This is a genomic window from Thioalkalivibrio sp. ALE11 (assembly GCF_000381205.1).
Taxonomy (GTDB): domain Bacteria; phylum Pseudomonadota; class Gammaproteobacteria; order Ectothiorhodospirales; family Ectothiorhodospiraceae; genus Thioalkalivibrio.
The window spans coordinates 273,240-300,098 of the sequence record NZ_KB906166.1 but is presented as its reverse complement, the minus strand read 5'-3'; the positions used below and the strand labels follow the sequence as shown (position 1 = coordinate 300,098).

Genomic DNA, 26,859 nt, shown 5'->3' with positions numbered 1-26,859 from the left:
ATGCAGCCTGCATGAGCCGGTCCGCCCGGAACCCGGGATCCGCGGTCCACACGACCGCGGATCCCCTGCCCGTCCGCGCGCGGGTTGCCGCCCGCCTCAACCAGAGGGCCGACCTCCTCGACGAGGATGGCCATCTGCATCGCGTGCAGCTGCAGCGCCGCACGGGGGATCTGGTCTGCGGGGACCGCGTGGAAACCAACGGCCACCGCATCCTGCGCCGCGAGCCGCGCCGCAATGCACTGGTGCGGCGCGACGGCTACGGCCGCCGCAAGACCATCGCCGCCGGAGTGGACCGGGTCTGGATCGTGGTGGCGGCCGAACCGGCGCCGGCGCGCTTCCTGATCGACCGCTTCCTGGTGGCGATCCACAACCTGCCGGCCGAACCCCGGCTGCTGTTCAACAAATGCGAACTGGATCCCGACGGCGCGCAGCGCCTGGACCGGCAGTACGGCCATCTGGGCCTGCACGCCCTGCCGGTCAGCGTGCACGAAGGCACCGGGCTGGACGCCCTGGCGGCGGCCGCAGAGGGGGGCAGCAACATCCTCGTCGGCCAGTCCGGCACCGGCAAGTCCTCGCTGATCGATGCGCTGCTGCGCCACGCCGGCAACGCGCCGGAACAGGCCCTGCAAACCGCGACCCTGGGGCAGACCGGCGAAGGGCGCCACACCACCACCACGGCGCGCTGGTATCCGCTGGCGGGCGATGGCGCGTGGATCGATTCGCCCGGGGTGCGCGACTTCACGCCGGAGCTGGACGACGCTGACGCGCTCGAGCGCGGTTTCCCGGACATCGCCGAACGGGCCCGGGAATGCCGCTTTCGCGACTGCCGGCACGCGGCCGAACCGGGGTGTGCGGTGGGAGCGGCGGTCGCCGCCGGTGAGCTGCCGCGGGAACGGCTGGAGGCCTGGCAGGAACTGCGGGCGGAAACCCGGCGCCGGGACTGAGCCCGGCAGCGGCCCCGCGTCACGATTCAGAACGAATCAGAAGGTCAGGCCCATCTCCACGCCGAACACCGACGAGGAACCGCCGGATTCGGGACGCATGCCGTCGAATTCCAGCCGGTCTTCCATCCAGCCTTCGGAGGATTCCAGCGAATAGTCGTCGTAGAACAGGCTCATCGACAGCTCGCTGTCGTTGCGCAGGCGGAGGCTGCCGTCCAGGCTCAGATAGCTGGCCCCGCGCGTGTGGTCGCGCGGTTGCAGGCCACTCCCCGCAGCGACCGTTTCCCGCGAATCGCCCGCCAGCGGCTGGCGCACGCCGACCCGCAGCTGGCTGTCGAAACCGCCCGACTCGAAGGTGGGGCCGAAGCTGAAGTCGGTGAAATAGGAAGTGGTACCCGCATCCTCGCGCAGGTGTCCCGGCGCACTGCGCGACTCCATGCCGAAGCCCAGATCGACCCCGTACCCCAGGCCACTGGAGCCCAGACGCTGGCGGAAAGCGCCGGTCGCCTCGAAACGGTCGCCCACACCGGTGATGTCATCCGCCGGACGCGACACCGCGTCGGCATCCAGCATCAGGCGGTAACGCGGATCGGGCCGGGTCTCTCCGCCCGCACCCGCCGCGGCGGAGAAGGAGGACAGGTCGCCCACCGCCGCAACCGGATCGCCGCCGTCGAGATTCAGGGTCCGGGTCACGGAGAAGCGGGTGGTGTCGTCTTCGACCGCTTCGGCCGCCGCAACCATCGGCGTCGCGCACGTCGCGACCAGCATCAGCGGCACCGCCAGCCGGGCAACCACGCGCGCACGGCCCGGCGAATTCCCCGCCCCGGCCATGGCCGTTGTGCCGTCATGATTTCCGCGTCGCTTCACGCCCGTTCTCCCGTTTGTCACGGCGCCGGCCTCCCCGGCCCGTCGTGTTCGCTAGCCCGGGGGCCAGCCGAGAGGCCGACCACCGAGCAGGTGCATATGTATATGGTAGACCGTCTGACCGCCCTGCTGGTTGCAGTTCATCACGGTACGATAGCCGTCCTCGGCATAGCCCCGCTCGGCGGCGATGCCGGCCGCCACCCGGGCCATGTTGCCGACGGTTTCCGCGTCCTCGGCGGTGAGGTCGTTCAGGGTCGCGATGTGCCGCCGCGGAATCACCAGGACATGCAGCGGCGCCTGGGGATGCAGGTCCTCGAAGGCGATCACGTCATCGGTCTCGCGGACGATGGTCGCGGGGATCTCCCCGGCCACGATCTTGCAGAAGATGCAGTCTTCCATGGTGCCTCCACCGCGCCCGGCCGGCGCGATTTATATCAGTAATCGCGGCGCCCCGACAAGGCGTGCGCCAGGGTCCCCGCATCGGTGTATTCCAGCTCCCCGCCACTGGGGATCCCCTGCGCGATGCGCGTGGCGCGGATTCCCAGGCGCCCGGCCATCTCGGCCAGGTAGTGGGCGGTGACCTCGCCCTCCACGGAGGTGTTCGTGGCGAGTATCAGCTCCTCGGTGCCCTGCTGGCGCAGGCGTTCCTCGAGCCGGTCCAGCCCCAGTTCTTCGGGGCCGATGCCGTCCAGCGGCGACAGCCGCCCCAGAAGCACGTGGAAGCGACCGTTGAAGTCGGTCGCCGCCTCGATGGCCATCACGTCGCCGGGGCTCTCGACCACGCACAGGACGTGGTCGTCGCGATCGGGATCCAGACAGCGTTCGCAGGTCTCCGCCGAAGTCAGCGTCCGGCACACCGAACAGTGGCCGATGTTCTCCACCGCGGCGTCCACCGCCCGTGCCAGGCGCCGTGCGCCCTCGCGGTCGCGTTCCAGCAGGTGCAGCGCCATGCGCCGGGCCGACTTGCCACCCACTCCCGGCAGGCAGCGCAGTGCCTGGACCAGGTCGTCGAGTTCGGTATCCACCGCGGTCCGGCTCAGAACGGCAGTTTCATGCCCGCCGGCAGGCCCATGCCGCTGGTCAGTTCACTCATGCGTTCCTGACTGGTGGTATCCACCTTGTGCACGGCATCGTTGATGGCCGCCGCCACCAGATCCTCGATCATATCGGGATCGTCCTGGAACAGGCTGGGGTCGATCCGCACCTTGCGTGCTTCGTGCTTGCCGGTCAGGGTCACGCTGACCAGCCCGCCGCCGGCCTGGCCCTCGACCTCCATCTCGGCCAGCTCGGCCTGCACGCGCTGCATTTCTTCCTGCATTTTCTGGGCCTGCTTCATCATGTTGCCCATGCCGCCTTTCATCATTTTCGGTTCTCCTGTCCCGCTGTTCCGGGGTCCTGATTAAGTGTCGGGTCGTCGTCGCGCAGGCGCACCGGGCCGAGTTCGGCCCCGAAGCGCTCGTGCAGCGCCTGCACCACCGGATCCTGCCGCATGGCGGACTCGGCTTCAGCCTGACGCGCCTCGGCATCCGCCGCAAGACGCGCGGCCGGCGTGTCACCACCGGCTTCTTCCTGATCCACGATCTCCAGACGCACGCCGCGGCCGAGATGCGCCTCCAGGGACCTGGACAAGCGTTCCCGGGCCCGTTCCGTGCACAGCATGCGGTAGTCGGTCGGCAGCGCGAGCGTCAGCCGCTCCGCATCCAGCGAACGAAATTCGGCCTGCAGCGCGATTTCCCGCGCGGTACCCGCGGGAAGACCTGCGGCAAACGCATGCCAGTCAAATTCGCCCTCGGCCACCGGAGCGGCGGGCACCGGGGCCGGCGCCGGGCGGGCAGCGTCCGCCGCATCGGCTCCGGCGGTCTTCTCCGGGGGCGCGGAGGCCGGGGCCGCATGCGGCTCGCGTACCGCGCCGGCCTCCCCGGCATCCGGCCCGCGCGTGGAAGGCGAGCTTGCCCGCGCCGGCTCCGGGGCCTCGGCCGCGGCACGGGACGCGGGCTCGGCCTGCACCGCCGGGCCCCGGTTCGCGGGGTTCCCGGGCCGGCCAGCCGCGCCGCTCCCGCCGGTTGTGGTACCGGACGCGGGCTCCGGCGAGCCCTCCGGACGGAAGGCCAGCAGCCGCAGCAGGGTCATTTCGACCCCCATGCGCGGTTCCGGTGCATACGGCAGGTCGCGTACGCCATGGATCAGGATCTGATAGGCGAGCTGGATCGCCTCGGGGTCTTCGCGGCCGGCGGCCTCGCGCGCCCAGTCCAGGCCCGCTTCGCCGCCATCGGCCACCTCGCCCGCCACCTGCAGCACCGCCACCCGGTGCAGCAATGAGGCCAGTTCATCCAGAAGCCGCGACCAGTCCGGCCCCAGGGCATCCAGCTCGGCGAGACCGTGGACCAGCGCCGCACCGTCCCCGGCGAACACTGCATCCAGCAGCCCGGCCAACCGGGTGCGTGGCAGCAGCCCCAGCATGTCGCAGGTCGCCCCCTCGCTCAGCTGATCGCCGGCGTAGGCGATGGCCTGGTCGGTGAGACTGAGCGCATCGCGCATCGAGCCCTCGGCCGCCTCGGCCAGACGCAGCAGCGCACCGGGTTCGGCACCCACGCCCTCGGTCTCGAGCACCCCGGTCAGATAATCGGCGATCAGCGGCGCCGGCATCGGCTTGAGGTTGAACTGGAGACAGCGCGACAGCACCGTCACCGGCAGCTTCTGCGGGTCGGTGGTCGCCAGCAGGAACTTCACGTGTTCCGGCGGTTCTTCCAGGGTCTTGAGCAGCGCGTTGAAGCTCTTCTCCGACAGCATGTGCACCTCGTCGATGAGGTACACCTTGAAGCGGCCGGTGGTGGGGGCGTAGGACACGTTGTCCAGCAGCTCGCGGGTGTCGTCCACCCGGGTGCGCGAGGCGGCGTCGACCTCGATCAGGTCAAGGTGCCGCCCCTCGGCGATCTCCACGCAGGAACGGCACTGGCCGCAGGGTTCGGCGGTCACCCCCGTCTCGCAGTTGAGACAGCGCGCCAGGATGCGCGCCACGGTGGTCTTGCCCACGCCGCGGGTGCCGGCGAACAGATAGGCATGATGCAGCCGCTCGCCGGACAGCGCATTGGAGAGCGCGCGCACCACGTGCGGCTGACCGACGAGATCCTCGAAACGTGAGGGCCGCCACTTGCGGGCCAGAACCTGGTGACTCATGCCTCTCCCATGGACGGAGCGGTCGCCGTGGCCTCCGGGCACTCGGCCCCACCGGAAAGCGAAACTGGAAGGGAGGTGGCCCGCACCCGCCACACCCCGGCGCCCGACGCAGTTGCTACCGTTGCTCCCTTCCGGGCCTGGCGGGGTTCACAACCTGTCGTCGCGAGGGGACTGATACGGACCACCATAACGCTGTTGGCCGCACGGATCACCGCCGCCCGACCGAACCCGAAAGCATCAGGGTTTCGGCCACGCACGTCAACCTCGATCCGGTGCCCGCGCTCGCAACCCCGCGCCGGCCGGGGTAAAATGCCGGCCCCAGTCGCTTCAGCCGGGATCCCCATGGCCGCTTCAGCCGCGTCGTTCTTTCACGGCCTCCCGGACGCCGTCTATATCATCGATCCGGAGACCTCGCGGATCATCGACGGCAACGAAAAGGCGCATGCCAGCCTCGGGCTCAGCCGTGACCAGCTCCTGCACGAATCGGTGATGTCGCTCCAGACCGGCGTACAGGGCATGCCGGCCTGGAGCGAGATCGCCGAGGTCATCCGCAACCAGGCGCCCTATCGCTTCCTCGGCGAGCACCGCCACGCGGACGGTTCGGCCATCCCGGTGGAGATCCTGACGTCGGTGCAGCATGTCGACGGGCGCGAGTATTTCGTGTCGGTCGCCCGCGAGATCCCCGAACGCGGGTCGTCGCCGGACGAGGACGCCGGCCGCGAACACTGGCAGGTCCTGTACGACATCGCCGAGGGGGTCTGGGACTGGTATCCGCAGCAGGAACGTCTGGTGTTCAGCCCGAACCTGAAGTCCCTGCTGGGGTACGGTCCCGACGAGATGGAAGAGGTCATCGACACCTGGAAGGATAACGTGCACCCCGAGGACCGGCCGCTGGTCCTGACCAAACTGGAGGATCATCTGGCCGGCCGCCGGCCCGCCTTTCACGCCGAATACCGGCTGCGCAACCGCAACGGGCACTATCTGTGGGTCTCCGATCGCGGACGCATCGTGCTGCGGGACGACCACGGAAAGCCACTGCGGGTCTGCGGCATGATCCACGACGTGACCGACACCAAGACCCTCGAGCTGTCCCTTCAGCAAAGGGCGGATTACTGCTCGCTCACCGGCCTTTACAACCGCCGGCGGGGACAGGAACTGTTCGAGAAGGCCCTGACCGCCTGCGAGCACGAGGATCGGCCCCTGGCGCTGCTGGCGCGCTGGATCTCGACGAATTCAAGACCATCAACGATCGTCACGGCCATCAGGCCGGAGACACGGTGCTGGAACGTTTCGGCGAGTGCATCCGCGAATCGCTGCCGGAACACGCCATCGCCATGCGCTGGGGTGGCGAGGAATTCATGATCGTCCTGCCGGGTGCGGACCCGGTCCGGGCCGAGGACTTCGCCGAGACCCTGCGAGCCGCCGTGGCCGGGGCCCGCTGGCCCGAACCGCTGAACCGCTCACGCGTCACCGTCAGCATCGGGGCGGCGCTGTTCCCCCGCGATGCCGGTGCCCCCGGCCAGCTGATCTCCGTTGCGGACCAGGCCCTCTACCGTGCCAAGCACGACGGCCGCAACCGCGTGATCCTGGCGCGTCCGGCATGAAGGTCCATGGCGAGGCCCTTCCCCCGGCGACCTCGATCATAGCCTTGGGCTAATATCATTTTAATTATAAAAGATTAGATTTATCGAAGAGCGTCCCTTAATCTTGCACCTGTCGTCGGCCACGGGCCGGCACATGACTTTTCACCCGTTTCCGAAACCGCAATCTGCAACAGGAGAGAGAGAACATGGAACTGGAAAATCGCGAAGGTCAGCGCGTCCCGGAAGTCACCTTCCGCTGCCGCAAGGACAACGACTGGAACGACGTCCGGACCGCGGACATCTTCAGCGGCCGCAACGTGGTGGTGTTCGCCCTGCCGGGCGCCTTCACCCCGACCTGCTCCTCGGCCCACGTGCCGCGCTACAACGAGCTGGCGCCGGTGCTGAAGAAGCACGGCATCGACGAGGTCGTGTGCATCTCGGTCAATGACGGCTTCGTGATGGAGGCCTGGCAGGCCGACCAGGAGGCCGACCGCATCACCTTCCTGGCGGACGGCAACGGCGAGTTCACCGAGAAGATGGGCATGCTGGTCGACAAGAGCGACCTCGGCTTCGGCGAGCGTTCCTGGCGCTATTCCATGCTGGTGCGCGACGGCGTGATCGAGAAGCAGTTCATCGAGCCGGACGAGCCGGGCGACCCCTTCGTGGTCTCCGATGCCGACACCATGCTGTCGCACGTGGCGCCGGAGGCGGCCTGCCCCGAGGACGTGGTGGTGTTCACCAAGCCGGGCTGCCCCTACTGCGCCAGCGCGAAGCAGATGCTGGAGGACGCCGACCTGGACTACGAGGAGATCGTGCTGGGCCGTGACGCCAGCCTGCGCAGTCTGCGCGCCGCCACCGGCGCGATGACCGTGCCCCAGGTGTTCGTCGGCGGCCACCGCATCGGCGGCTCCGAAGAACTGGAGCAGTGGATCCACCGCGAACGCCAGGCGGCGTGATCCCGGATCCGGGGCGGGACCGGCCCGCCCCGGCCACCACGGGTGGCCATCCGTGTCCGCAGGCCGCCCCCCTCGGACCTGCGGACACGGATGGCGGACCCCGGCGACCGCTCCTTGAGCGCTCGCCATGGCAGACTTCGAATCAGACCGACAACGAACAGGGAAAAGAGCATGGAACACTACGACATCATCGTGATCGGCGGCGGCAGCGGCGGCCTGGCGGTAGCCGAACGCGCCGCGCCCCATGGCGCCCGCGTCGCCGTGTTCGACCCGAAACCGCTGGGCGGGACCTGCGTGAATGAGGGCTGCGTGCCGAAAAAGCTCACCTGGTACGCCGCGGAACACATGAGCCAGGCCCGCCAGGCCGCCGAATTCGCCGTGGACGTGGACATCCGGGGCATTCGCTATGGCGACCTGGCCGAGCAACGGCAAAAGCTGCTCGGCAACCTGAATGACTTCTGGGCCGGGCACCTGGAGAAGCTGGGCGTGACCCATATCGCCGAGCGTGCCCGGCTGAACGGAAGCGACCGCGTGATCAGCGAAAGCGGCACCGAATACCGAGCCGACCGCATCGTGCTGGCCATGGGCGGCGCGCCGGTGGTGCCGCCGCTGGAGGGCGCCGAACTGGGCGCGACCTCGGACGACTTCTTCCAGTGGACCGAACTGCCGGAGTCCATCGCCGTGATCGGGGCCGGCTACATCGGCCTGGAGATGGCCGGGATGCTGCGCTCCATGGGCGTGCAGACCGACGTGGTCGCGATGGAGGACCGCGTGCTGGAGATGTTCGATTCCGCCATCAGCGAAGCCCTGGACCAGCACATGGAGCACCAGGGCATCGGCCGTCACCTCGGGGTGAAGGTGGCCGGGCTGGGCGGCGAACCGGGCGCGGTCACCGTGCAGCTGGAAGGCGGTGAAGAACTCGGCCCCTACCAGCAGGTACTGTGGGCCGTCGGCCGCAAGCCGGCGACCGCGGACATGGGGCTGGAAGAGGCCGGCGTGGAAATCGGTCCCGGCGGCACCATCCCGGTGGACGAATGGCAGGCAACCAATGTCGAGGGGATCTACGCCCTGGGGGACATCATCGGCAAGGGCCCGCTGACCCCGGTGGCGATCGCTGCCGGCCGGCGTCTGGCCGAGCACTGGTATGCCCCCGAAAACAACCCGGTGCCGGTGGACTACGAACAGATCCCCACGGTGACCTTCACCCATCCCACCGCCGGCATGGTCGGACTGACCGAGCCGCAGGCGGTGGAACGCCACGGCGATTCGGTGCGGGTGTACGAGACCCGCTTCGGTGGCCTCGACCGGGCCTTTGCGGAAGGCGAGCTCCCGCCGGTGGTGATGAAGCTGGTGTGCGCCGGGGATGACGAAAAGGTGGTCGGCATCCACATGATCGGCCCCCACGTCGACGAGATGCTGCAGGGCTTCGCGGTGGCGGTGCGCATGGGTGCGACCAAGCGCGACCTCGACCTGACCATCCCGCTGCATCCCACCAGCGCCGAGGAACTGGTGACCCTCAAGCAGGGCCGCCCCGGCCGCGCGGAGGGCCTCGCCGAAGCCGCCTGACCTGCGCTACGGCACCCCGCCGCGCAGGCGCGTGCTACGGGGTTGCGGGCCACCATCCGGGCGACGGCCCATGGGACCTGCAACCCCGAAAGCCGGTGGCTGTGGCATACTTCACGCCACAGAAACGCCGCACGGAGTGCATCTTTTGGCTACCCGCACGGATGTCGAAAACTTCCTCGAGAAACTGCGAAGCGACCTCGACCGGCAGCTGGTGGACATCCCCACCCTGCCGGACATCTCCGTGCAGGCGCTGTTCATCGTGCAGGACGACAACAGCACGATCGCCGACCTGGTCAACCTGATCTCGCGCGACACCGCCCTGGCCTCGCGTCTGGTACGCCAGGCCAACAGCCCCGCCTATCGCGGGCTGCATCGCTGCTCCACCATCCACTCGGCCGTGACCCGACTGGGCATGGAACGGGTCCGCCAGGTCGTGCTGACCCATTCGATGAAGGAAGTCTTCCAGACCGGCAACGAGGCCATCCGCGAGCGCATGGAACAGCTCTGGGCCCACAGCCTGGAGGTCGCGGTCCTCAGCTACCTGCTGGCCCGCCGGCAGCGCCATCTGGACGCGGACATCGCGCTGCTGGCCGGACTGGTCCACGACATCGGCGCCGTGCCCATTCTGCGCCGCGCCGAGAAGGTGGAAGTGATCTACGAGGATCCGCGCGCGGTCCAGGCCGCGATCGACGCGGCCCACGTGGCGATGGGCCGGGCGATGCTCAAGAGCTGGAACTTCGACCCGGAGATCGTGCGCGCGGTGGGCGATCACGAAAAGATCCGCCAGGATCCGGGCGCCCACGAGCCGGTCTCCTACACCGACATCCTGCAGGCCGCCAACATCGAGTCCTACGGTGGCACCCGCCACCGCCTCGCCACCGTGGACCGGAGCGAGGTCCCCGCCTTCCGCCGGCTCACCGGCGACCCCGACCGGCTGACCCTGGACTGGGACACCGACGAGGCCGGCCTGAACCACGTCAACCAGATCTTCGAGTAGGACCGCCCCTCGAGCAGGGGGCGGGCCTTATTCCCACTCGATGGTGGCGGGGGGCTTGCCGGAGATGTCGTAGGTCACGCGCGAGATGCCGGGGATCTCGTTGATGATCCGGCGCGAGACGTGGTCGAGGAAGTCGTACGGCAGATGCGCCCAGCGGGCGGTCATGAAGTCGATGGTCTCCACCGCGCGCAGCGCGACCACGTAGTCGTAGCGCCGGCCGTCGCCCATCACCCCCACCGACTTGACCGGCAGGAACACCGCGAACGCCTGCGAGGTCCGGTCATACAGATCGGCCTTGCGCAGCTCCTCGATAAAGATCGCATCGGCGCGGCGCAGCAGATCGGCGTATTCCTTCTTCACCTCGCCCAGGATGCGCACGCCCAGGCCGGGCCCCGGGAACGGATGGCGGTAGACCATTTCGGTGGGCAGGCCCAGCTCCACGCCGATCTTGCGCACCTCGTCCTTGAACAACTCGCGCAGCGGCTCGACCAGACCGAGTTTCATGTTCTCCGGCAGGCCGCCCACGTTGTGGTGCGACTTGATCACATGGGCCTTGCCGGTCTTGGAGTCGGCCGACTCGATCACGTCGGGGTAGATCGTGCCCTGGGCCAGCCACTTCACGTTTTCCAGCTTGCCGGCCTCTTCGTCGAACACGTCGATGAACAGCCCGCCGATCACCTTGCGCTTGGCCTCCGGATCCTCGATGCCGGCCAGCGCGCTCATGAAGCGGTCCTCGGCATCCACCCGGATCACGTTCACGCCCATGTGGCGGGCGAAGGTCGCCATCACCTGATCGCCCTCGCCCTCGCGCAGCAGGCCGGTGTCCACGAACACGCAGGTCAGCTGGTCGCCGATCGCCTTGTGCAGCAGCGCGCCCACTACCGAGGAATCCACCCCGCCGGACAGGCCCAGAACCACGCGCTGGTCGCCGACCTGCTCGCGCACCCGCGCGGCCATGTCCTCGATGATGTTGTCGGCGGTCCACAGCGCCTCGCAGCCGCAGATCTCGTAGATGAAACGTTCGAGGATCCGCTGCCCCTGGGTGGTATGCGTGACCTCGGGGTGGAACTGCACGCCGTAGAAGCCGCGGTCCGGGTCGGCCATGCCAGCGATCGGCGCGGAGTCGGTGGAGGCCATCAGGCGGAAGCCTTCCGGCAGCTCGGTCACGTGGTCGCCGTGCGACATCCACACGTCCAGCAGGCCCCAGCCCTCGGGCGTGGTGTGATCCTCGATGTCCCGCAGCAACGGGGTATGGCCGCGCGCGCGGACCTGGGCGTAGCCGAACTCGCGGCGCTCGGAGGGCTCGACGCGCCCGCCCAGCTGTGCGGCCATGGTCTGCATGCCGTAGCAGATGCCCAGCACCGGCGCGCCCAGCTCGAACACCACGTCCTCGGCGCGCGGCGGTGCCTCGACGTTCACCGATTCGGGCCCGCCCGAAAGGATGATGCCGGTGGGCGCGAACGCGCGGATGTCCTCCGCCGGCATGTCCCAGGCATGCACCTCGGAATAGACTCCGGCCTCGCGGACGCGGCGGGCGATCAGCTGGGTGTACTGGGAACCGAAGTCCAGTACCAGAATGCGGTGGGCGTGCAGATCCTGGGTCATGAGGTCATCCACTGCCCCGGCCGGGCGGCCGGGGTCTGTGTCGGGGATCCGGCCGGCGGGCCGGATCAGTCCATGCGATAGTTGGGTGCTTCCTTGGTGATCGCCACGTCATGCACGTGGCTCTCGCGCATGCCGGCCGCGGTCACGCGCACGAACTGTGGCTTGCTGCGCATTTCGGCGATGTTCTGCGCGCCCACGTAGCCCATCGAGGAGCGCAGGCCACCCATCAGCTGATAGATGATGGCGACGATCGAGCCCTTGTACGGCACGCGGCCCTCGATACCCTCGGGCACGAACTTGTCGGCCGGGGCGTTCGGGTCCTGGAAGTAGCGGTCGGAGGAGCCCTGCTGCATCGCACCCAGCGAGCCCATGCCGCGGTAGATCTTGTAGGAGCGCCCCTGGTAGAGCTCGACCTCGCCCGGCGCCTCCTCCGTGCCGGCGAACATCGAGCCCAGCATCACGCAATGGGCACCGGCGGCCACCGCCTTGGCAAGATCGCCGGAGAAGCGCACGCCGCCATCGGCGATCAGCGGCACGTCGGTCCCTTCCAGGGCCCCGGCCACCTCGGAGATCGCGGTGATCTGCGGCACGCCGACCCCGGCCACCACGCGGGTGGTGCAGATCGAGCCCGGGCCGATACCGACCTTCACCCCGTCGGCGCCGGCGGCCACCAGGTCCTTCGCTGCATCGGCGGTCGCGATGTTGCCGCCCACCACCTGCACGTCCGGGTAGTGCTTCTTCACCCAGGCGACGCGATCCAGCACCCCCTGCGAGTGACCGTGAGCGGTATCCACCACGATCAGGTCCACGCCGGCCTCGACCAGCGCGGCGACGCGCTCGTCGGTGCCCTCGCCCACGCCCACCGCAGCGCCCACGCGCAGGCGGCCGCGCTCGTCCTTGCTGGCATACGGGTGTTCGGTGGACTTCTGGATATCCTTCACGGTGATCATGCCACGCAGCTCGAAGGCGTCGTTGACCACCAGCACCTTCTCGATGCGGTGCTTGTGCAGCAGACCGAGGATTTCTTCGCGCCCGGCACCCTCGCGCACGGTGACCAGGCGGTCGCGCGGGGTCATGATCTCGGAGACCGGAGCCTCCATGCGGGTCTCGAAGCGCAGATCACGCGAGGTCACGATGCCGCGCAGATCGTTGCCGTCCACCACCGGCACGCCGGAGATGTGGCTGTCCCGGGTCAGCCGCACCACGTCGCCAATGGAAGCGTCGGGCCCCACGGTGATCGGCTCGCTGATCACCCCGCTTTCGTATTTCTTGACCTGCCAGACCTCGCGGGCCTGGGCCTCGGCCGGCATGTTCTTGTGGACAATGCCGATGCCGCCCTCCTGCGCCATGGCGATCGCCAGGCTGGCCTCGGTCACCGTATCCATGGCCGCGGAGACCAGCGGCGCGCTGAGCGTGATCCCGCGGCTGATCCGGGTGGAGATGTCGACGTCGCGCGGGATGACGTTCGAGTGCCCGGGAATCAGCAGAACGTCATCGAAGGTCAGGGCTTCACCGAGTATCCGCATGCACCACTCCAGACAGGGCCCGGGGACCGGGAGGAAAGAGCCGGACAGTATAGAATCCGGGGCTTGACGGGTAAAGGCGGATCGGGCACGTGCGTCGCATCCGCGGCGCTGCGAAGTTACCCTTGTATCTCCGCATTCCGAAGGGTCCAGACATGTCATCGACATCCCGCCTTGCCGGCCGCCGCCGTTTCCTGTTCCGCCTCCTGCCGGGAACCGCCCTGCTGGCCGCCGCACCCGCCGGCGCCGACTGGTGGGAACGCGGCCGCGAGGCCCTGGGAAGCCTGACCGGGGGCGACAATGGCAGCGCTCTCAGCCAGGACGAGCGCATCGACGCCCTGCGCGAGGCGCTGTCCATCGCCACCCGCAACGCCACCGGCCAACTGGCGCGCCACAACGGCTTCTGGGGGAACCCGGAGGTGCGCATCCCGCTGCCCGGACTGGTGCAGTCCACGCGCGACACCCTCGACCGCTTCGGTGCGGCGGGCCCGGTCGACGACCTGCACGAACGCATGAACCGGGCCGCCGAGGATGCCGCCCCGCAGGCCCGCGAGCTGTTCCTGGACGCCATCGAGGACCTGACCCTGGACGAGGCCCGCGAGATCATCCAGGGCCCCGACGATGCCGCCACCCGCCACTTCGAGACCCGCATGAGCGACCCGCTGGCCGCGCGCATGGAGCCGGTCATCGACGAGGCCCTGCGCGAATCCGGTGCCATCAGTGCCTACAACGACCTGCTGTCCGAGGTCGAGGACATCCCGTTCGTCGCCGACATCGCCTTCGATCCGGTGGACCACGTACTGGGCTACGCGATGTCCGGTCTGTTCGACACTTTGGCGAAGGAAGAGGCGGCGCTGCGCGCCGACCCGGTCGGCCGCGGCACCGAACTGCTGGAACGGGTATTCGGGGGCGGCGAATGAGCGATACCGCCGCGGTCCTGACCGTGGCCCAGCTGAACCAGTGCGCGGACGGACTGCTGCGCGACGGACTGGGATCGGTGCGGGTCGAGGGCGAGGTCTCCAACCTGCGCCGCTACCCGTCGGGCCACCAGTATTTCTCGTTGAAGGACGAGAACGCCAGCGTCAACTGCGTGCTGTTCCGCGGCAACGCCCGGCGCGCAGCGCCCTTCGCGGACGGCGATGCGGTGCAGGTGGGCGGGCGCGCGGGCATCTACCCTGCCCGCGGCCAGTTCCAGATCGTGGTCGAGCGGCTCGAACCCGCCGGCGAGGGCCGGCTGCTGGCCGCCTTCCAGCGGCTGAAGAAGCAGCTTGAGGCCGAGGGCCTGTTCGAACCCGCGCGCAAGCAGTCGCTGCCGGCGCGGACCCATCGCCTGGGCGTGATCACCTCGGCCCAGGGCGATGTCCGCCACGACATCGAACGCACGCTGGCGCGCCGGTTTCCGCTGCTGCTCCCGATCACGCTGTATCCCGTTGCGGTCCAGGGCGCCGCGGCGGCCGAGCAGATCGTCGCCGCCCTGCAGCGTGCGGGCGAGGAACGCGCGGTGGACGTGCTCCTGCTGGCCCGCGGCGGCGGTTCTCTGGAAGACCTGCAGGCCTTCAACGAGGAGAATGTGGCGCGCGCGATCGCCGCCTGTCCGATCCCCGTGGTGACCGGCGTGGGCCACGAAAGCGACGTGACCATCGCCGATTTCGTCGCCGACCTGCGCGCATCCACCCCCACCGCGGCGGCCGAGGCGGTCAGCCCCGACGGCCCCGCCCTGCGCCAGCAGCTCAACGCACTGCGCGCACGCCTGGAGCAGCGCCTGGCGCGTCGCATCCACGAGGATCGCGCACGCCTGGAAGGGCTCGCCGGCCGCCTGCAGCGGCGCCATCCGCGGCAGATCCTGGAACGCAACCTCCAGCGCCTCGACGAGCAGCGCGAACGCCTGCAACGCGCCGGGCGGCTGCGTCTGGAACGCGCGGAACAGCGCCTGCAGCGCGCCCGCCTGCGCCTCGCCGGGGCCTCTCCCGGGGCGCGGCTGAACCACGCCCGCCTGCGCCTGGAACACCTGCGCCAGCGGCTGCAGCAGGTACGCCCCGACCGCGATCTGGCGACCCGGCGCGAACGCCTGCACCGTCTGGATCAGCGCCTGCGCAGCGCGACGCAGCGCCAGCTGGATGCGCGCCGGCGCCAGTTCGAGGCAAGCCGGCGCCAGCTGCACGCACTGGACCCCACCGCGGTACTGCGCCGCGGCTACGCCATCCTGTCCACCGAGGACGGCGGACTGCTGCGGGATGCCGCCGACGTGAACCGCGGAGACGCGGTTTCCGCCCGCCTGGCGCATGGCCACGTCGATCTGACAGTGGTCCGCAGCCACCCGGCAACGGAAGACCCGCAATGACCCTGCACCTCGAAAAGCCCCGCGACCCTTTCGTCCGCGGCCCCGCCGAGCCCGACCCCACCGCACTGGAACGCGAGGTGGCCGCGGCGCTGGAGGAGGACCTCGGGCCCGGCGGCATGGCCGCCGACGTGACCGCGGCGCTGGTCCCGGCCGGGCGGCATGCGCGCGCCTCGCTGTGGCTGCGCGAGGACGCCGTCATCTGCGGCCAGCCCTGGGCGGAACGCGTGTTTGCCCGCCTGGACCCCGACCTGCGCATCGAATGGGCAGTCGCCGAGGGCGAGACCTGCGCGGCCGATACGCGGATCGCCCGCATCGAGGGGCCGGCCCGCGCGCTGCTGGCCGGCGAGCGCGCCGCCCTCAACCTGCTGCAGACCCTGTCCGGCACCGCCACCGAGACCGCGCGCTGGGTGGCGCGCCTGCAGGACCACCATGCGCGCATCCTCGATACCCGCAAGACCCTGCCCGGCCTGCGCCACGCGCAGAAGTACGCGGTGCGCATCGGCGGCGGCCACAACCACCGCCTGGGCCTGTGGGACGCGGTGCTGATCAAGGAAAACCACATCGCCGCCTGCGGCTCCATCGCCGCCGCGGTGCAGCAGGCGCGCACGCTGGGCGCCGGGCGCTGGGTGGAGGTGGAGACCGAAAATCTGGAGGAGGTCGACCAGGCGCTGGCCGCCGGGGCCGACGTGATCATGCTGGACGAGCTGGAATCCGCGGATCGCGCCGAGGCAGTGCGGCGCATCCGCGGGCGTGCGATCTCCGAGGCCTCCGGCGGGGTCTCGGCCGCGACCCTGCTGGAAGTCGCCGACTCGGGGGTGGACTACATCTCGGTGGGGGCGCTGACCAAGCACCTGCGGGCGGTGGACCTGTCGCTGCGTCTCGACAGCGACGCCTGACGCCCTACCACCACTTCTCGTATTTGAGCTGCGCCTCGGGGATGCCCCATTCGCCGAGCAGCGTGGCCATGTCCTCGATGAACTCGCGCGAGCCGCAGAAATAGAACAGCGCGTCGCGCGGCAGCTCCAGCGACTCCAGCAACGAATGCGAGATCCGCCCGGTATGCCCCAGCCAGTCCTCCGCCTCGCGGGTCACGGTCAGGGTCACGTCGATGTTGTCGGCCTGCGCCAGGCGCTCCAGCTCCTCGGGGAACAGCACCTCGTCCTGACGCGCCACGCTGTAGACCAGGTGCGCATTCACATCGGGGGCCGACTGGTGCACATAGCGCAGGATGCTGAACAGCGGGGTCACCCCGATGCCGGCCCCCAGCAGCACCACGTTGTCGGCCATGCCGCTCTCGAAGAAGAAGTCCCCCTGCCCCGGCGTGATGTAGACGGTGTCGCCCTCGCGCGCCGCGGTATGCAGGTGATGGGTGGCCGCATGGTGATCGGCATACTTGATGGCCAGCTCCAGGCGGCCGTCATCGCGCGGCGCGGAGACCACCGAATAGCCGCCGACGAAGGGTTTGGCATCGCCCTGCGGGATCACCAGGTCCAGCCACTGGCCGGCGCGCGACACGAAGCGCTGCGGGTCCGCCGCCAGGGTGAAGCTGCGGATCAGCGGGGTCACCTGCTCGATGCGCTCGATGCGCGCGGGCATGAAGTGATCGGGCAGCGAATCCAGGCCGTGTTCCATACGGGTTCCTTTTCTCGGGACGGGACGGGTGCCCGGCCGTTCGGGGTTGTTCGGAGTTATTCGGGGGTCGATTCGGGGTCGCCGCGCAGCTGGCGACGGGCCTGCTGGTACAGCGCCTCCTGCTCGGCAAAATCGAGCGCTGACAGCGACTGTCCCCGGCCTTCGGCCAGGGCCTCCATGCGCCGGTAGCGCGCCTCGAACTTGCGGGTACTGCCGCGCAGCGCGCCCTCCGGGTCCACGCCCAGATGGCGCGCCCAGTTGGACACCGCGAACAGCACGTCGCCGACCTCCTCGGCCACCGCATCGGGATCGGCGCCCGCGGCCACGGCCTCGTTCACCTCGGCCATCTCCTCATGGATCTTGTCGACCACCGGACCGGCGTCGTCCCAGTCGAAGCCGTCACGCGCGGCCCGCCGCTGGGTCTTGACCGCGCGCGCCAGCGCCGGCAGCGCCAGCGGGATATCGTCCATCGCGCTGGCATGGCCCCGCTGCTCGCGGGAGGCGGCCTTGTCGGCCTCCCAGGCTGCCTCGCGTTCGGCATCGTCACCGAAGGCGTGGCCGGCAAACACGTGCGGATGGCGCCGCACCAGCTTGTCGGCGATCCCGCGCGCGACATCATCCAGATCGAAGCGCCCGGCTTCTTCGGCGATGCGCGCCTGGAACACCACCTGAAACAGCAGGTCCCCCAGCTCTTCCCGCAGCTCGGCGGTGGCGGCCGCGTCGCCGGCGTCACGCGCGACGGCGTCGGCCAGCTCATAGGCTTCTTCAAGGGTATGCGGGACGATGCTGGCGGCGGTCTGCGCACGGTCCCAGGCACAGCCGTGCTCGGGGTCGCGCAGTCGCGCCATGATCTCGCGCAGCCGGGTCAGGGGGTTGGATTCCGTCATGTGCGGGCAGTGTACGGACCGCGGTCGCCCCGCGCCAACGCCCCGATCCCGTGACGGAAAAGCCGGCCCGGCGTGCCGGCACGCGCCGGGCTCCGGCCGGGGGTCGGTGCGGCCCGCCGCGGACCCGGCGGTGGCCTACTGCGGGTCCGCCGGGTTCAGGCGCGGATGGGTCTCCTCGCCCCACCACCAAACCAGGGCCCCGGACAGGAACATCGCGATCACCACGAACCAGAAGCCCCATTCCACCGAGCCGCCCAGGTGCGCGACGATGCCCAGCCCCAGCGCGCCGATGCCGTAGCCCAGGTCGCGCCAGAAGCGGTAGGTCCCGATCGCCGATCCGCGCCAGTTGGGATGTGCGATGTCCGCGACCGCCGCACTCAGGTTGGGATACAGCAGGGCCATGCCGAAGCCGGTGACCACCGCGGCGAACGACCACCAGATGACCCCGGAACCGAGCAGGGTCAGCCCGACCCCGGCGCCACAGATCCACATGCCCCAGACGATGGGTTTCATGCGACCGATATGATCGGACAGACGGCCGGTAAAGAACTGCGAGCCGCCCCAGACGAAGCCGTAGATGCCGACGATCCAGCCGATCGCCGCCAGACCGAGGCCCTGCTGGTACAGGAACACCGGATAGAAGACCCACACCAGCGCGTCCACGAACTTCTCCACCAGCCCGGCCTGGCTGAACGCCGCCATGCGCCGGTCGCGCCAGGACATCAGGGTGAACACCTGCCAGGTCGTGGGGGCGTCGGGGATGTTCTGCGGATAGCGCGCCACCGGCCCGTCGTTGCGACCGGCCGCATGGCGGGCCCCCTCGGCCTTCGCCCAGTCAATGGTCTCGCGCACCAGCAGGAAGGTCATCACGATTGCCAGCGCGATCACCACCAGGCCGAAGACCAGCAGGCCGACGCGCGGACCGAGGGCGGACGCCATGTACCCGGTGACGATGCCGGCGACGGCCACGCCGACATAGCCGGAGAACTCGTTCATGCCCATGGTGAAGCCGCGCTCGTTCGCCCGGGTGATGTCCATCTTGGCGGTCTGCGTCATCGACCAGGCCAGACCCTGGTTCACGCCCAGCAGCACCGTGGCGGCGACGATCCAGCCCCAGGTCGGGGCGTACAGGATCATGAACGGGATCGGGATGGCGGACAGCCAGCCCAGCAACAGGACATTCTTGCGGCCCATGCGCTCGGACAGCCGGCCGGCGACGAAATTGAGCGCGCCCTTCACGATCCCGAAGGCCACCACGAAAGCCGTCAGCAGCATGAACGAGCCCTCGGCCACGCCGAACTCGTCCTCCGCCAGCGCCGGGATGACCGTGCGCATCATCCCGATGGTCAGGCCGACGAAGAACACCTGGATCAGCTGCTGGCTGAACTGCCCGAGGTTCTCGCGGATCCCGTGCGTGATGTGATCGTAGGCCTCGGCGGCCTTGTGCTTGTCCATGTTCCGGTTTCCTCTGGAAATGCGTTGTCTCGCGGCCGGGGCCCGGCCGCGTCAGGCCGGCTCGTCGGTCAGCGGCAGGCCCGCGTGGCGCCATTCCGCCACGCCCTCCTCCACGCGTTGCGCAGCGATCCCGTGCTCGCGCAGCAGGGCGACGGCCTCTTTCGCCATCAGGCAGTAGGGGCCACGGCAGTAAGCGACCACCGGGCGGTCGGCCGGCAGTTCCTGCAGACGCTGATTCAGCTCTTGCAGCGGGATGGAGCGCGCGCAGGGGAGATGCCCGGCCGCGTACTCGACCCCGGGACGCACGTCCAGCACCACCACCTCGCCGCGCCGCGCCTGCTCCAGCAGCTCGTGGCCCGCGACCGGGGCCAGCTCGTCGGCGCATTCGGTCAGCTCGCGGGTGGCTGCCTGCAGTTCCAGCAGGCGCTCCTCGGCCAGCGAACGCAGCACCACCCAGAAGTCCGCGACGTGGCGGCCAGCGAGACGATAGTGGACATGACGCCCGGCGCGACGAGCCTCCACCAGACGGGCCTCGCGCAGGGCCTTGAGGTGGGCACTGGCCAGTTTGACGCTGATGTCGGTGTCCGCCGCCAACTGCTCGACGGTCTTCTCGCCCTGCACCAGCACCTCGATCAGCTCCAGGCGCTTGGGGCTGGCCGCGGCGCGCGTAATCCGCGCCACCTGCTCGTACAGCACGTCCTTCAGGTCGCGTTCGTTCATCGCGGGACACTCGATATTCCAATATTCGTTGGAATGTACGATATATCAGGCCGGACACCCGAAACAACCCCGACCGTCCCAGGCCCTTCGACACGTGTGCCTTTGTTGCGCACGGCTAGATCTTGAGTAAATTGGTCAACAATTCATTCAGCACATGCTGATTCGCTGAATGAAGCGACAATGCCCGAGGGCATCTTCTGTTAACCAAGGAGGTCGTTATGAGCAACCTGATCCAGAACTTTCCGCCGGACGGCGTGGTGACCATCAACCGGGTCATCCTGAAGCCGGAATACAGCATCGACGACCTGCAGGAACGCGTGGCCGTGCTGTGCGAGAACGTGAAGACCTATCACTCGGACACCGGCTTCGTCGGCGGCTTCGTGGCCCTGAACTCCGGTGCGGTCTCCAACGAGGGTTCCACCATCGGTCAGGCCGTGGAAAGCCCGATGAAGGACAAGGAAGCGCTGATCATCACCTTCTGGCGCACGATGGAGGAACATGAGGCCTCCCATCGCAGCGAGACCTTCCAGCCGCTGTTCCAGGACGTGCTGGAGCTGTGCGAGAACGGTAACGAGGAGATCGCCTACGAAATGCTGTGGTCCGGAGCGGCCTACGATCCCGAAGAAGCGAAGGCCGCGCGCGAGGCGAAGGAGACCCACGCGGCCTGATCCCGGGCGTCTCTCCGGACACCCCTTCGTACGTGAAGCGTGAACTTGCCGGGGCCTGCGGGCCCCGGCTTTTTTGTGCGCGCGACGCGGGGGTGCGGGATGGCCCGGTCATGACCGGAGCCCCGGGAATCGGTCAGTCGCGGTCGCGGTCTTCGGCGGGGGCAGAGGATTTCCTGTCCTCCGGCTTGTCCTCCGAAGCGAGGGTGTGGGTCTCGGGATCGTAGCGATCCTTCAGTTCGTCCTTGAGGGTCCCCTCCCACAGCGGGATGCCGACGAAATAGCCGGCGCGGCCGATCAGGTGCGCGGCCACCGGGGCAGTCAGGATGATGAACACCACGATCGCCAGCGCGCGGGCGGTGACTGCGCCGTCATCGAAGAACACCGCGGCCGCCACGACCATGGTGCCGCCACCCAGCGCGCCGGCCTTGGTGGTCGCATGCATGCGGGTCAGCAGATCGGGCATGCGCAGCGCGCCCAGCGCCGCCAGCAGCATCAGCAGCGAGCCCAGCAGCAGGAGGAAGGCGGTGATCCACTCACTCATCACTGCGGTAACCTCCCTTCTCCAGGTACCGCGCGAAGCCCACCGCGGCGAGGAACGCGGTCAGCGCCAGTACCACGGCCACGTCGAGGAAGTTGGCCGCCCCCGTCGCCACCGCATGCGTCGCGATGAACCCCACGGTCAGCGAGGCGATCAGTTCCAGCGCCACGACCCGGTCGGGCAGGCTCGGCCCCTTCAGCAGGCGTATGAAGATGATCACCAGCGCCAGGCTGAGGATCACGAAGGTCGCGTTCACGGCCCAGTCGAGAATCGGCATCAGTCGATCAGCTCCATCACGCGGCTTTCCATGTCCCGCAGTTCCTGCCGCAGCTTGTCCTCGTCCTGCAGGTACATGGCATGAATGTACAGCACCTTGCGATCGGTGGAGACATCCAGACTCAGCGTGCCCGGAGTCACCGAGATCAGGTTGGCGAGTACGGTGATCTGCGCATCGGTATGGGCCCGCAACGGGAACGCGATCACGCCGGGCTTCATCAAATGGGTGGGCGTCAGGACGTCCCAGGCCACCACCAGGTTGGCCTTGATCAGATCATAGATGAAGAACGCGATGAAGGAGATCACCTTCGGCACCTTCCAGAAGAAGCTGCTGTGATCCGCCTTGCGATTGAACGCGACCCACAGGGCCATGTAGCTGAACACCAGACCGGACAGCAGGCTGGTCGCGGTGAAGCTGCCCGTCAGCATCATCCAGGCCAGGGCCAGCAGGAGGTTGAGTGCGAGCAGGTTCATTGCGCGTCGCCCCCCAGAATCGCCTCGACATAGGCATCCACGTCCAGCATCTGCTCACCGGCGGCCATGGCCAGCTGCAGGAACGGCTCCGCCGCCACGCCCATCAGCACCGCCAGTGCCGCCAGTGCCGCCACCGGGGCATACAGCAACCACAGGCCGCCACGCTCGGGCCACGCCGGCCCGTTGGCCGGGGCCTGCTCGCCGCGCGGGTCGGCCTTCCAGAACGCCTCGGCCCAGATCTTGACCATGGAGTAGAACGTCAGCAGGCCGGTGATCAGCGCGATCGCCACGATCCAGTAGGCCTCGATCTCCAGACCCGCGCGCACCAGCATCAGCTTGACCAGAAACCCGGAGAGCGGCGGCAGCCCGGCCAGCGACAGCGCCGAGACCAGGAACAGCACCGACAGTCCGGGGTGCGTGCGATACAGCCCGCCAAGATCCTTCAGCTCGTGCGTGCCACGGGCGAAATAGGAGATCCCGCTGATCAGGAACAGGTTGGTCTTGACGATGCTGTGATGGAGGATGAACAGCAGCGAACCGGCCAGCGCCAGCGGGGTATGCAGGGCCAGGCCCATGATGATGTAGCCGATCTGGCTGACGCTGTGGAAGGCCAGGATTCGGCGGAACTCGAACTGTGCCGCCGCGCCCAGCACGCCCACCAGCATGGTGAAGCCGGAGCCCCACAGCAGGATGTTCTGGGTGACCTCCGGGGCCTCGGTGAACATCAGGGTGAAGAAGCGGATCAGCGCGTACACCCCGACCTTGGTCAGCAGCGCGGCGAAGATCGCCGAGATCGCCACCGGCGGGGTGTGGTAGGAGGCCGGCAGCCAGAAGAACAGCGGGAAGGCCGCGGCCTTGATCGCGAAGGCGACCATGAACAGCACGCCCACCACGGTCACCAGACCGGTGTTCTCGGCCTCGCCCATGTAGGCCGCCAGCTCCGCCATGTTCAGGGTGCCGAACAGGCCGTAGGTCAGACCCACCGCGGCCAGCAGGATCAGCGACGACACCAGGTTGAGGGTGACGTACTTGATCGCCCCCTCCATCTGCGCGCGCTCGCCGCCCAGGATCAGCAGCGCGAACGACGCGACCAGCAGGACCTCGATCCACACGTACAGGTTGAAGATGTCCCCGGTAAGGAAGGCCCCGGCCACCCCGGCGAGCAACAGCTGCAGCAGCGGGTGGTAGCCGAAGCGCTCGTGATCCGGGGTCATCGAGACCAGCGAATACAGCGCGACGATCAGCCCCATCACGCCGGTCAGCAGGACCATGGTCGCGCTCAGCAGGTCGGCCGCCAGCACGATGCCGAACGGCGCCTGCCAGCTCCCCATGTGCATGGCCAGCACGCCGTCGTTCCACACCGCCACCAGCAGCCAGATGCCGGCGGCGGTCAGGGCGACGCCACCCAGCACGCCCACCGCGCGCTGCACCCCGCGCCACTGCCAGAAGGCCAGCGCGAGGCTCCCGAAAAACAGGGGGATGATGACCGGAAGGGCGACCTCGAGCCTCACGTGTCCGTATCCTTCATTTCGTCCAGGTCGTCCGCGCCCACCACCTCGTAGGCGCGATGGATCAGCACCACCGCAAAGGCGAGCACGCCGAAGCTGATGACGATCGCGGTGAGGATCAGGGCCTGCGGCAGCGGGTCGGCCACCGCGCCCTCGGGCGTGAGCATGCCTTCGGGGATCAGGGGCGGCGCGCCGCGGGTCAGGCCCGAGGTGGCGAAGATGAGCAGGTTGGCGGCGTTGGACAGCAGGATCAGGCCGATCACCAGCTTGACCAGGCTGCGCCGCAGCATCAGGTAGGTGGCCGTGGCGAACAGTACGCCCACCAGGATCGCGAGCAGGGGTTCCGCAGTCATTCTTCCGCCTCCGCCAGGGCCAGGACGATGGTCAGCACGGTGCCGATCACCACGAGGTACACGCCAATGTCGAACACCAGCGGGGTGGAGAGCTTGAGCTCGCCGAACAGCGGGACCTCCACGTCCCACCACAGCGAGGTCAGATAGGCACGCCCCTGCAGCAGCGCCGGTACGCCCGACAGGGTCGCCAGCAGCAGACCGATGCCCAGCATGTTGCGCGGGTCGATGCGCAGGATGGCGCGCGCCTTGTAGACATCGAAGGCGAACATGTACAGCGCGAAGGCCATCGCCGCCACCAGACCGGCGATGAACCCGCCGCCCGGCTCGTCATGGCCGCGCAGCAGCAGGAACACCGAGAACAGCAGCAGCAGTGGCAGCAGCAGCCGCGTCCCCGTCTGCAGGATGAGCGAGCCGGCCATCATGACTTGCGGTCCTCCGCGCGGAACTTGATCATCGCGTACACGCCCACCGCTGCCAGCGCGAGCACGAACAGCTCGCCCAGGGTATCCAGGGCGCGGAAGTCGACCAGGATCACGTTGACGATGTTGCGCCCGTAGGCCGACGGCTCGGACTCGGCGATGTGGTATTCGGAGATCGCCGGGAAGTACTGCACGCCCAGCGTGGCCATCAGCACCGCGGTCATGGTCACGCCCACCGCCAGCGAGGCGATCACGTCACGCACCCGCGTGAGCGGATTGGAAAACTTCAGGAAGCCCGGCAGGCGGAACAGCACCAGCACCAGCAGGATCACGGTCAGGGTCTCGACCAGGACCTGGGTGATCCCCAGATCCGGCGCGCTGAAAAACACGTAGATCAGCGCCACGCCGAAGCCCACGATGCCCAGCGAGGCCACCGCGGCCAGCCGCGAATTCGTGGTGGCCACGAACATCGCCGCCAGAGCCACCAGGGCGACGATCACCCACTCGTGGATCAGGATGTCGTCGAAGCGCACCGAGATCTCGAAGCCGCCCAGGGCCGCAAACGTGCCCACCACCAGCGCCACCGTGGTCAGCATGGTGACCATCACGTAGGTGCGCAGGTAGCCGTTCTGCAGCACCCGCGTCTGGAACGCCGAGAACCACACCAGTCCGTCCATGAAGCGTTCGTAGCCACGCTCCGGCGCGATGCGCCCGGCCGGCACCATGATGCGTCCGATGCCGGCACGCACCGAATCCCAGAAGCGATAGATCACCAGACCCGCGGCCAGACTCAGCAGCGACATGCCCAGCGGCAGATTGATGCCGTGCCACAGCTTGAGCTCCATCCCGGTATCGGCCCCGTGGATGGACATCGCGGTGGCCGCCACCAGCGGCTGCGCCAGCGCCGGGAACAGACCGAGGATCAGCCCCAGCACGGACAGTACCGCCGGCCCGGCGAGCATCGCACCGGGCGATTCATGCGGCGTGCGCTTGTATTCCCGACGCGCACCGAAGAACGGCCGCAGCCCGACGATCGCCGCCACCGCCACCACCAGGATGGCCGAGGCCAGCGCCAGCAGCGGCAGGACCACGGCCAGCGCGTCCGGCGCACCCAGGGCCGCCTCCAGCATCAGTTCCTTGCCGACGAAGCCGAACAGCGGCGGCAGCCCGGCCAGCGACAGCGCGGCGATCACCGAGAACGCCGCGGTCAGTGGCATCGCGCGGCGCAGCCCGCCCATGTTCGGGACTTCCTTCTCGCCGGTGCCGTGGTCGATGGAACCGGCGAGCATGAACAGCGCGCCCTTGTACAGCGAATGCGCCAGCAGGAAGGTCGCGCCGGCCATGGCGGCATACGGCGTGCCGATGCCGATCAGCATGGTCAGCGTGCCCAGCGCCATCACCGTGGAATAGGCCAGCAGCTTCTTGATCTCGGTGCTCTGGATGGCCATCCAGGCGCCGGTGAACATGGTCACCGCGCCGAACAGGCCCAGCGTCCAGGTCCACAGCTCGGTGCCGCCCAGCTCCGGGTTCAGGCGCGCCATCAGATACACGCCCGCTTTCACCATGGTGGCCGAGTGCAGATAGGCCGAGACCGGCGTGGGCGCGGCCATCGCGTTGGGCAGCCAGAAATGGAACGGGAACTGGGCCGACTTGGTGAAGGTGCCCAGCAGGATCAGGATCACCAGCGGCAGGTACAGCGCATGCTCGTGCAGCGAATCCTCGCCGGCCAGGATCTCCGAGAGCTCCCAGGACCCGGAGGCAACGCCCAGCAGCACCAGACCGGCCAGCAGCGCCAGACCGCCACCCACCGTTACGATCAGGCCCTGCAGCGCGGCCTTGCGCGCCTTGAGATCCTCGTGGTTGTAGCCGATCAGCAGGTAGGAGGTGATGCTGGTCAGCTCCCAGAAGATGAACATCAGGATGATGTTGTCGGCCAGCACCAGCCCCAGCATGGAGCCCATGAACGACAGGATCAGCACGTAGAAGCGCCCGAGGTCGCGGTGCGCCTCGAGGTAGCGCCCGGCGTAGCTGACCACGAACACGCCGATGCCCGCGATCAGCAGCGCGAACATCAGCGACAGGCCGTCGATCAGGAAGGAAAACTGGACATCCAGCCCGGGCATCCACTGCCAGGCCAGGCGCACGCTCTCGCCCGCCGCGACGGCGGGCAGGAAACTCGCGAAGTAGACGAACAGGGCCGCCGGCAACAGGGCCAGCACCCAGCCGCTGTGGCGCCCGGTGGCCCGATGCACCACGGGCGCCAGCGCCGCCACCACGAAGATTGAGAGTATCGCGAACAGCATCCAGATGGACGTCCTGACAGGGATCGGGGCAGACGCCCGGCGGGCGCCCGTCACAGAAGGGCGAAGGCTACCG

General features: G+C 68.7%; 27 protein-coding genes, 1 other RNA gene and 1 pseudogene. 10 read left to right on the top strand and 19 right to left on the bottom strand.

Translation table 11 applies throughout. The features are described 5' to 3' along the window. The first annotated feature begins 11 nt into the window (after positions 1-11). Positions 12-944, top strand: coding sequence for a ribosome small subunit-dependent GTPase A (gene rsgA, locus F620_RS0105445; protein WP_019569759.1), 933 nt, complete (start codon positions 12-14; stop codon positions 942-944). 36 nt (positions 945-980) lie between these two features. On the opposite strand, the gene F620_RS0105440 is transcribed toward rsgA, so the two are convergent. The 6 genes from F620_RS0105440 to ffs all read right to left on the bottom strand — a co-directional run bounded on the left by F620_RS0105440 (position 981) and on the right by ffs (position 5,159). After that, a complete protein-coding gene (locus tag F620_RS0105440) occupies positions 981-1,772 on the bottom strand; it encodes a hypothetical protein (RefSeq protein WP_019569758.1) in 792 nt (263 codons plus the stop codon). An 87-nt stretch (positions 1,773-1,859) separates the two neighbouring features. Beyond that, complete coding sequence (locus F620_RS0105435; protein WP_018870165.1) at positions 1,860-2,204, bottom strand: histidine triad nucleotide-binding protein; 345 nt, start codon at positions 2,202-2,204, stop codon at positions 1,860-1,862. Between the two features lie 35 nt (positions 2,205-2,239). Next, a complete protein-coding gene (recR, locus tag F620_RS0105430) occupies positions 2,240-2,830 on the bottom strand; it encodes a recombination mediator RecR (RefSeq protein WP_018870166.1) in 591 nt (196 codons plus the stop codon). Between the two features lie 11 nt (positions 2,831-2,841). Continuing rightward, complete coding sequence (locus F620_RS0105425; RefSeq protein ID WP_018870167.1) at positions 2,842-3,168, bottom strand: YbaB/EbfC family nucleoid-associated protein; 327 nt, start codon at positions 3,166-3,168, stop codon at positions 2,842-2,844. Further along, a complete protein-coding gene (gene dnaX / locus F620_RS0105420) occupies positions 3,165-4,982 on the bottom strand; it encodes a DNA polymerase III subunit gamma/tau (RefSeq protein ID WP_019569757.1) in 1,818 nt (605 codons plus the stop codon). Before dnaX ends, F620_RS0105425 begins: the two co-directional genes overlap by 4 nt. A gap of 80 nt (positions 4,983-5,062) precedes the next feature. Beyond that, positions 5,063-5,159, bottom strand: an RNA gene (gene ffs / locus F620_RS14765) — signal recognition particle sRNA small type. A 132-nt stretch (positions 5,160-5,291) separates the two neighbouring features. Between ffs and F620_RS15455 the strand changes: the two are divergent. The 5 genes and pseudogenes from F620_RS15455 to F620_RS0105400 all read left to right on the top strand — a co-directional run. Further along, a pseudogene (locus F620_RS15455) lies at positions 5,292-6,011 on the top strand (PAS domain-containing protein); the annotation flags it as partial. After that, a complete protein-coding gene (locus F620_RS15450; RefSeq protein WP_231373875.1) occupies positions 5,966-6,586 on the top strand; it encodes a GGDEF domain-containing protein in 621 nt (206 codons plus the stop codon). The pseudogene F620_RS15455 and the gene F620_RS15450, both read left to right, overlap by 46 nt. Positions 6,587-6,771: 185 nt before the next feature. Next, positions 6,772-7,521 (top strand): glutathione peroxidase, encoded by a 750-nt coding sequence (locus F620_RS0105410; RefSeq protein WP_019569755.1) that lies wholly within the window; start codon positions 6,772-6,774, stop codon positions 7,519-7,521. Between the two features lie 171 nt (positions 7,522-7,692). Further along, a complete protein-coding gene (gorA, locus tag F620_RS0105405) occupies positions 7,693-9,087 on the top strand; it encodes a glutathione-disulfide reductase (protein ID WP_019569754.1) in 1,395 nt (464 codons plus the stop codon). A gap of 145 nt (positions 9,088-9,232) precedes the next feature. After that, positions 9,233-10,084, top strand: a complete 852-nt coding sequence (locus tag F620_RS0105400; protein ID WP_019569753.1) for an HDOD domain-containing protein — start codon at positions 9,233-9,235, stop codon at positions 10,082-10,084. Between the two features lie 27 nt (positions 10,085-10,111). On the opposite strand, the gene guaA is transcribed toward F620_RS0105400, so the two are convergent. Together guaA and guaB are read right to left on the bottom strand one after the other, a co-directional pair. Next, positions 10,112-11,689, bottom strand: a complete 1,578-nt coding sequence (gene guaA / locus F620_RS0105395) for a glutamine-hydrolyzing GMP synthase (RefSeq protein ID WP_019569752.1) — start codon at positions 11,687-11,689, stop codon at positions 10,112-10,114. A gap of 65 nt (positions 11,690-11,754) precedes the next feature. Then, a complete protein-coding gene (guaB, locus tag F620_RS0105390; RefSeq protein ID WP_019569751.1) occupies positions 11,755-13,215 on the bottom strand; it encodes an IMP dehydrogenase in 1,461 nt (486 codons plus the stop codon). A gap of 152 nt (positions 13,216-13,367) precedes the next feature. Here guaB and F620_RS0105385 point away from each other — a divergent pair, with 152 nt between their 5' ends. Genes F620_RS0105385 through nadC form a run of 3 tightly spaced genes read left to right on the top strand, consistent with a single transcriptional unit; the run spans position 13,368 to position 16,449 of the window. Further along, positions 13,368-14,132: a DUF4197 domain-containing protein gene (locus F620_RS0105385; RefSeq protein ID WP_019569750.1), complete on the top strand. Its 765-nt coding sequence runs from the start codon at positions 13,368-13,370 to the stop codon at positions 14,130-14,132. Further along, the gene (gene xseA, locus F620_RS0105380) at positions 14,129-15,553 is read left to right on the top strand and encodes an exodeoxyribonuclease VII large subunit (protein ID WP_019569749.1); all 1,425 of its coding nucleotides are present in this window, start codon (positions 14,129-14,131) and stop codon (positions 15,551-15,553) included. The genes F620_RS0105385 and xseA overlap by 4 nt, the downstream gene beginning before the upstream one ends. Beyond that, positions 15,550-16,449, top strand: coding sequence for a carboxylating nicotinate-nucleotide diphosphorylase (gene nadC / locus F620_RS0105375; RefSeq protein WP_019569748.1), 900 nt, complete (start codon positions 15,550-15,552; stop codon positions 16,447-16,449). Before xseA ends, nadC begins: the two co-directional genes overlap by 4 nt. 4 nt (positions 16,450-16,453) lie before the next feature. Here nadC and F620_RS0105370 read toward each other — a convergent pair whose 3' ends face one another. The 4 genes from F620_RS0105370 to F620_RS0105355 form a co-directional block, all read right to left on the bottom strand. After that, a complete protein-coding gene (locus tag F620_RS0105370; protein ID WP_019569747.1) occupies positions 16,454-17,185 on the bottom strand; it encodes a ferredoxin--NADP reductase in 732 nt (243 codons plus the stop codon). Between the two features lie 56 nt (positions 17,186-17,241). Next, positions 17,242-18,072 (bottom strand): nucleoside triphosphate pyrophosphohydrolase, encoded by an 831-nt coding sequence (mazG, locus tag F620_RS0105365; RefSeq protein ID WP_019569746.1) that lies wholly within the window; start codon positions 18,070-18,072, stop codon positions 17,242-17,244. A 135-nt stretch (positions 18,073-18,207) separates the two neighbouring features. Beyond that, entirely contained in the window at positions 18,208-19,527 is a 1,320-nt protein-coding gene (locus F620_RS0105360; RefSeq protein ID WP_019021901.1) for an MFS transporter, read from the bottom strand. Positions 19,528-19,578: 51 nt separating this feature from the next. After that, positions 19,579-20,247, bottom strand: a complete 669-nt coding sequence (locus F620_RS0105355; protein ID WP_019569745.1) for a metalloregulator ArsR/SmtB family transcription factor — start codon at positions 20,245-20,247, stop codon at positions 19,579-19,581. A 218-nt stretch (positions 20,248-20,465) separates the two neighbouring features. Here F620_RS0105355 and F620_RS0105350 point away from each other — a divergent pair, with 218 nt between their 5' ends. Next, a complete protein-coding gene (locus F620_RS0105350) occupies positions 20,466-20,915 on the top strand; it encodes a hypothetical protein (protein WP_019021899.1) in 450 nt (149 codons plus the stop codon). Positions 20,916-21,048: 133 nt separating this feature from the next. On the opposite strand, the gene mnhG is transcribed toward F620_RS0105350, so the two are convergent. From mnhG to F620_RS0105315, 7 genes are read right to left on the bottom strand one after another with little or no spacing between them, the layout of a single operon-like run. Then, positions 21,049-21,456, bottom strand: coding sequence for a monovalent cation/H(+) antiporter subunit G (mnhG, locus tag F620_RS0105345; protein ID WP_019569744.1), 408 nt, complete (start codon positions 21,454-21,456; stop codon positions 21,049-21,051). After that, positions 21,449-21,730: a monovalent cation/H+ antiporter complex subunit F gene (locus F620_RS0105340; protein ID WP_019569743.1), complete on the bottom strand. Its 282-nt coding sequence runs from the start codon at positions 21,728-21,730 to the stop codon at positions 21,449-21,451. The genes mnhG and F620_RS0105340 overlap by 8 nt, the downstream gene beginning before the upstream one ends. Then, positions 21,730-22,203 (bottom strand): Na+/H+ antiporter subunit E, encoded by a 474-nt coding sequence (locus F620_RS0105335; protein ID WP_018870185.1) that lies wholly within the window; start codon positions 22,201-22,203, stop codon positions 21,730-21,732. Before F620_RS0105335 ends, F620_RS0105340 begins: the two co-directional genes overlap by 1 nt. Further along, positions 22,200-23,714 (bottom strand): Na+/H+ antiporter subunit D, encoded by a 1,515-nt coding sequence (locus F620_RS0105330; protein ID WP_019569742.1) that lies wholly within the window; start codon positions 23,712-23,714, stop codon positions 22,200-22,202. The genes F620_RS0105335 and F620_RS0105330 overlap by 4 nt, the downstream gene beginning before the upstream one ends. After that, positions 23,711-24,064, bottom strand: a complete 354-nt coding sequence (locus tag F620_RS0105325; RefSeq protein WP_018936755.1) for a Na+/H+ antiporter subunit C — start codon at positions 24,062-24,064, stop codon at positions 23,711-23,713. Before F620_RS0105325 ends, F620_RS0105330 begins: the two co-directional genes overlap by 4 nt. Next, complete coding sequence (locus F620_RS0105320; protein ID WP_018870188.1) at positions 24,061-24,486, bottom strand: Na+/H+ antiporter subunit B; 426 nt, start codon at positions 24,484-24,486, stop codon at positions 24,061-24,063. The genes F620_RS0105325 and F620_RS0105320 overlap by 4 nt, the downstream gene beginning before the upstream one ends. Beyond that, positions 24,483-26,786 (bottom strand): putative monovalent cation/H+ antiporter subunit A, encoded by a 2,304-nt coding sequence (locus F620_RS0105315; RefSeq protein WP_019569741.1) that lies wholly within the window; start codon positions 26,784-26,786, stop codon positions 24,483-24,485. The genes F620_RS0105320 and F620_RS0105315 overlap by 4 nt, the downstream gene beginning before the upstream one ends. Positions 26,787-26,859: the final 73 nt, after the last annotated feature.

Coding starts and splice junctions, on each gene's coding strand:
- guaB (WP_019569751.1), bottom strand. CDS start 13,215: ATGCGGATACTCGGTGAAGCCCTGACCTTCGATGACGTTCTGCTGATT.
- guaA (WP_019569752.1), bottom strand. CDS start 11,689: ATGACCCAGGATCTGCACGCCCACCGCATTCTGGTACTGGACTTCGGT.
- xseA (WP_019569749.1), top strand. CDS start 14,129: ATGAGCGATACCGCCGCGGTCCTGACCGTGGCCCAGCTGAACCAGTGC.
- F620_RS0105315 (WP_019569741.1), bottom strand. CDS start 26,786: ATGCTGTTCGCGATACTCTCAATCTTCGTGGTGGCGGCGCTGGCGCCC.
- F620_RS0105360 (WP_019021901.1), bottom strand. CDS start 19,527: ATGGACAAGCACAAGGCCGCCGAGGCCTACGATCACATCACGCACGGG.
- F620_RS0105335 (WP_018870185.1), bottom strand. CDS start 22,203: ATGAACCTGCTCGCACTCAACCTCCTGCTGGCCCTGGCCTGGATGATG.
- F620_RS0105370 (WP_019569747.1), bottom strand. CDS start 17,185: ATGGAACACGGCCTGGATTCGCTGCCCGATCACTTCATGCCCGCGCGC.
- F620_RS0105435 (WP_018870165.1), bottom strand. CDS start 2,204: ATGGAAGACTGCATCTTCTGCAAGATCGTGGCCGGGGAGATCCCCGCG.
- rsgA (WP_019569759.1), top strand. CDS start 12: ATGAGCCGGTCCGCCCGGAACCCGGGATCCGCGGTCCACACGACCGCG.
- gorA (WP_019569754.1), top strand. CDS start 7,693: ATGGAACACTACGACATCATCGTGATCGGCGGCGGCAGCGGCGGCCTG.
- F620_RS0105355 (WP_019569745.1), bottom strand. CDS start 20,247: ATGAACGAACGCGACCTGAAGGACGTGCTGTACGAGCAGGTGGCGCGG.
- mazG (WP_019569746.1), bottom strand. CDS start 18,072: ATGACGGAATCCAACCCCCTGACCCGGCTGCGCGAGATCATGGCGCGA.
- F620_RS0105440 (WP_019569758.1), bottom strand. CDS start 1,772: ATGGCCGGGGCGGGGAATTCGCCGGGCCGTGCGCGCGTGGTTGCCCGG.
- F620_RS0105320 (WP_018870188.1), bottom strand. CDS start 24,486: ATGATGGCCGGCTCGCTCATCCTGCAGACGGGGACGCGGCTGCTGCTG.
- mnhG (WP_019569744.1), bottom strand. CDS start 21,456: ATGAGTGAGTGGATCACCGCCTTCCTCCTGCTGCTGGGCTCGCTGCTG.
- dnaX (WP_019569757.1), bottom strand. CDS start 4,982: ATGAGTCACCAGGTTCTGGCCCGCAAGTGGCGGCCCTCACGTTTCGAG.
- F620_RS0105325 (WP_018936755.1), bottom strand. CDS start 24,064: ATGACTGCGGAACCCCTGCTCGCGATCCTGGTGGGCGTACTGTTCGCC.
- F620_RS0105410 (WP_019569755.1), top strand. CDS start 6,772: ATGGAACTGGAAAATCGCGAAGGTCAGCGCGTCCCGGAAGTCACCTTC.
- F620_RS0105385 (WP_019569750.1), top strand. CDS start 13,368: ATGTCATCGACATCCCGCCTTGCCGGCCGCCGCCGTTTCCTGTTCCGC.
- F620_RS0105350 (WP_019021899.1), top strand. CDS start 20,466: ATGAGCAACCTGATCCAGAACTTTCCGCCGGACGGCGTGGTGACCATC.
- F620_RS0105340 (WP_019569743.1), bottom strand. CDS start 21,730: ATGCCGATTCTCGACTGGGCCGTGAACGCGACCTTCGTGATCCTCAGC.
- nadC (WP_019569748.1), top strand. CDS start 15,550: ATGACCCTGCACCTCGAAAAGCCCCGCGACCCTTTCGTCCGCGGCCCC.
- F620_RS0105425 (WP_018870167.1), bottom strand. CDS start 3,168: ATGATGAAAGGCGGCATGGGCAACATGATGAAGCAGGCCCAGAAAATG.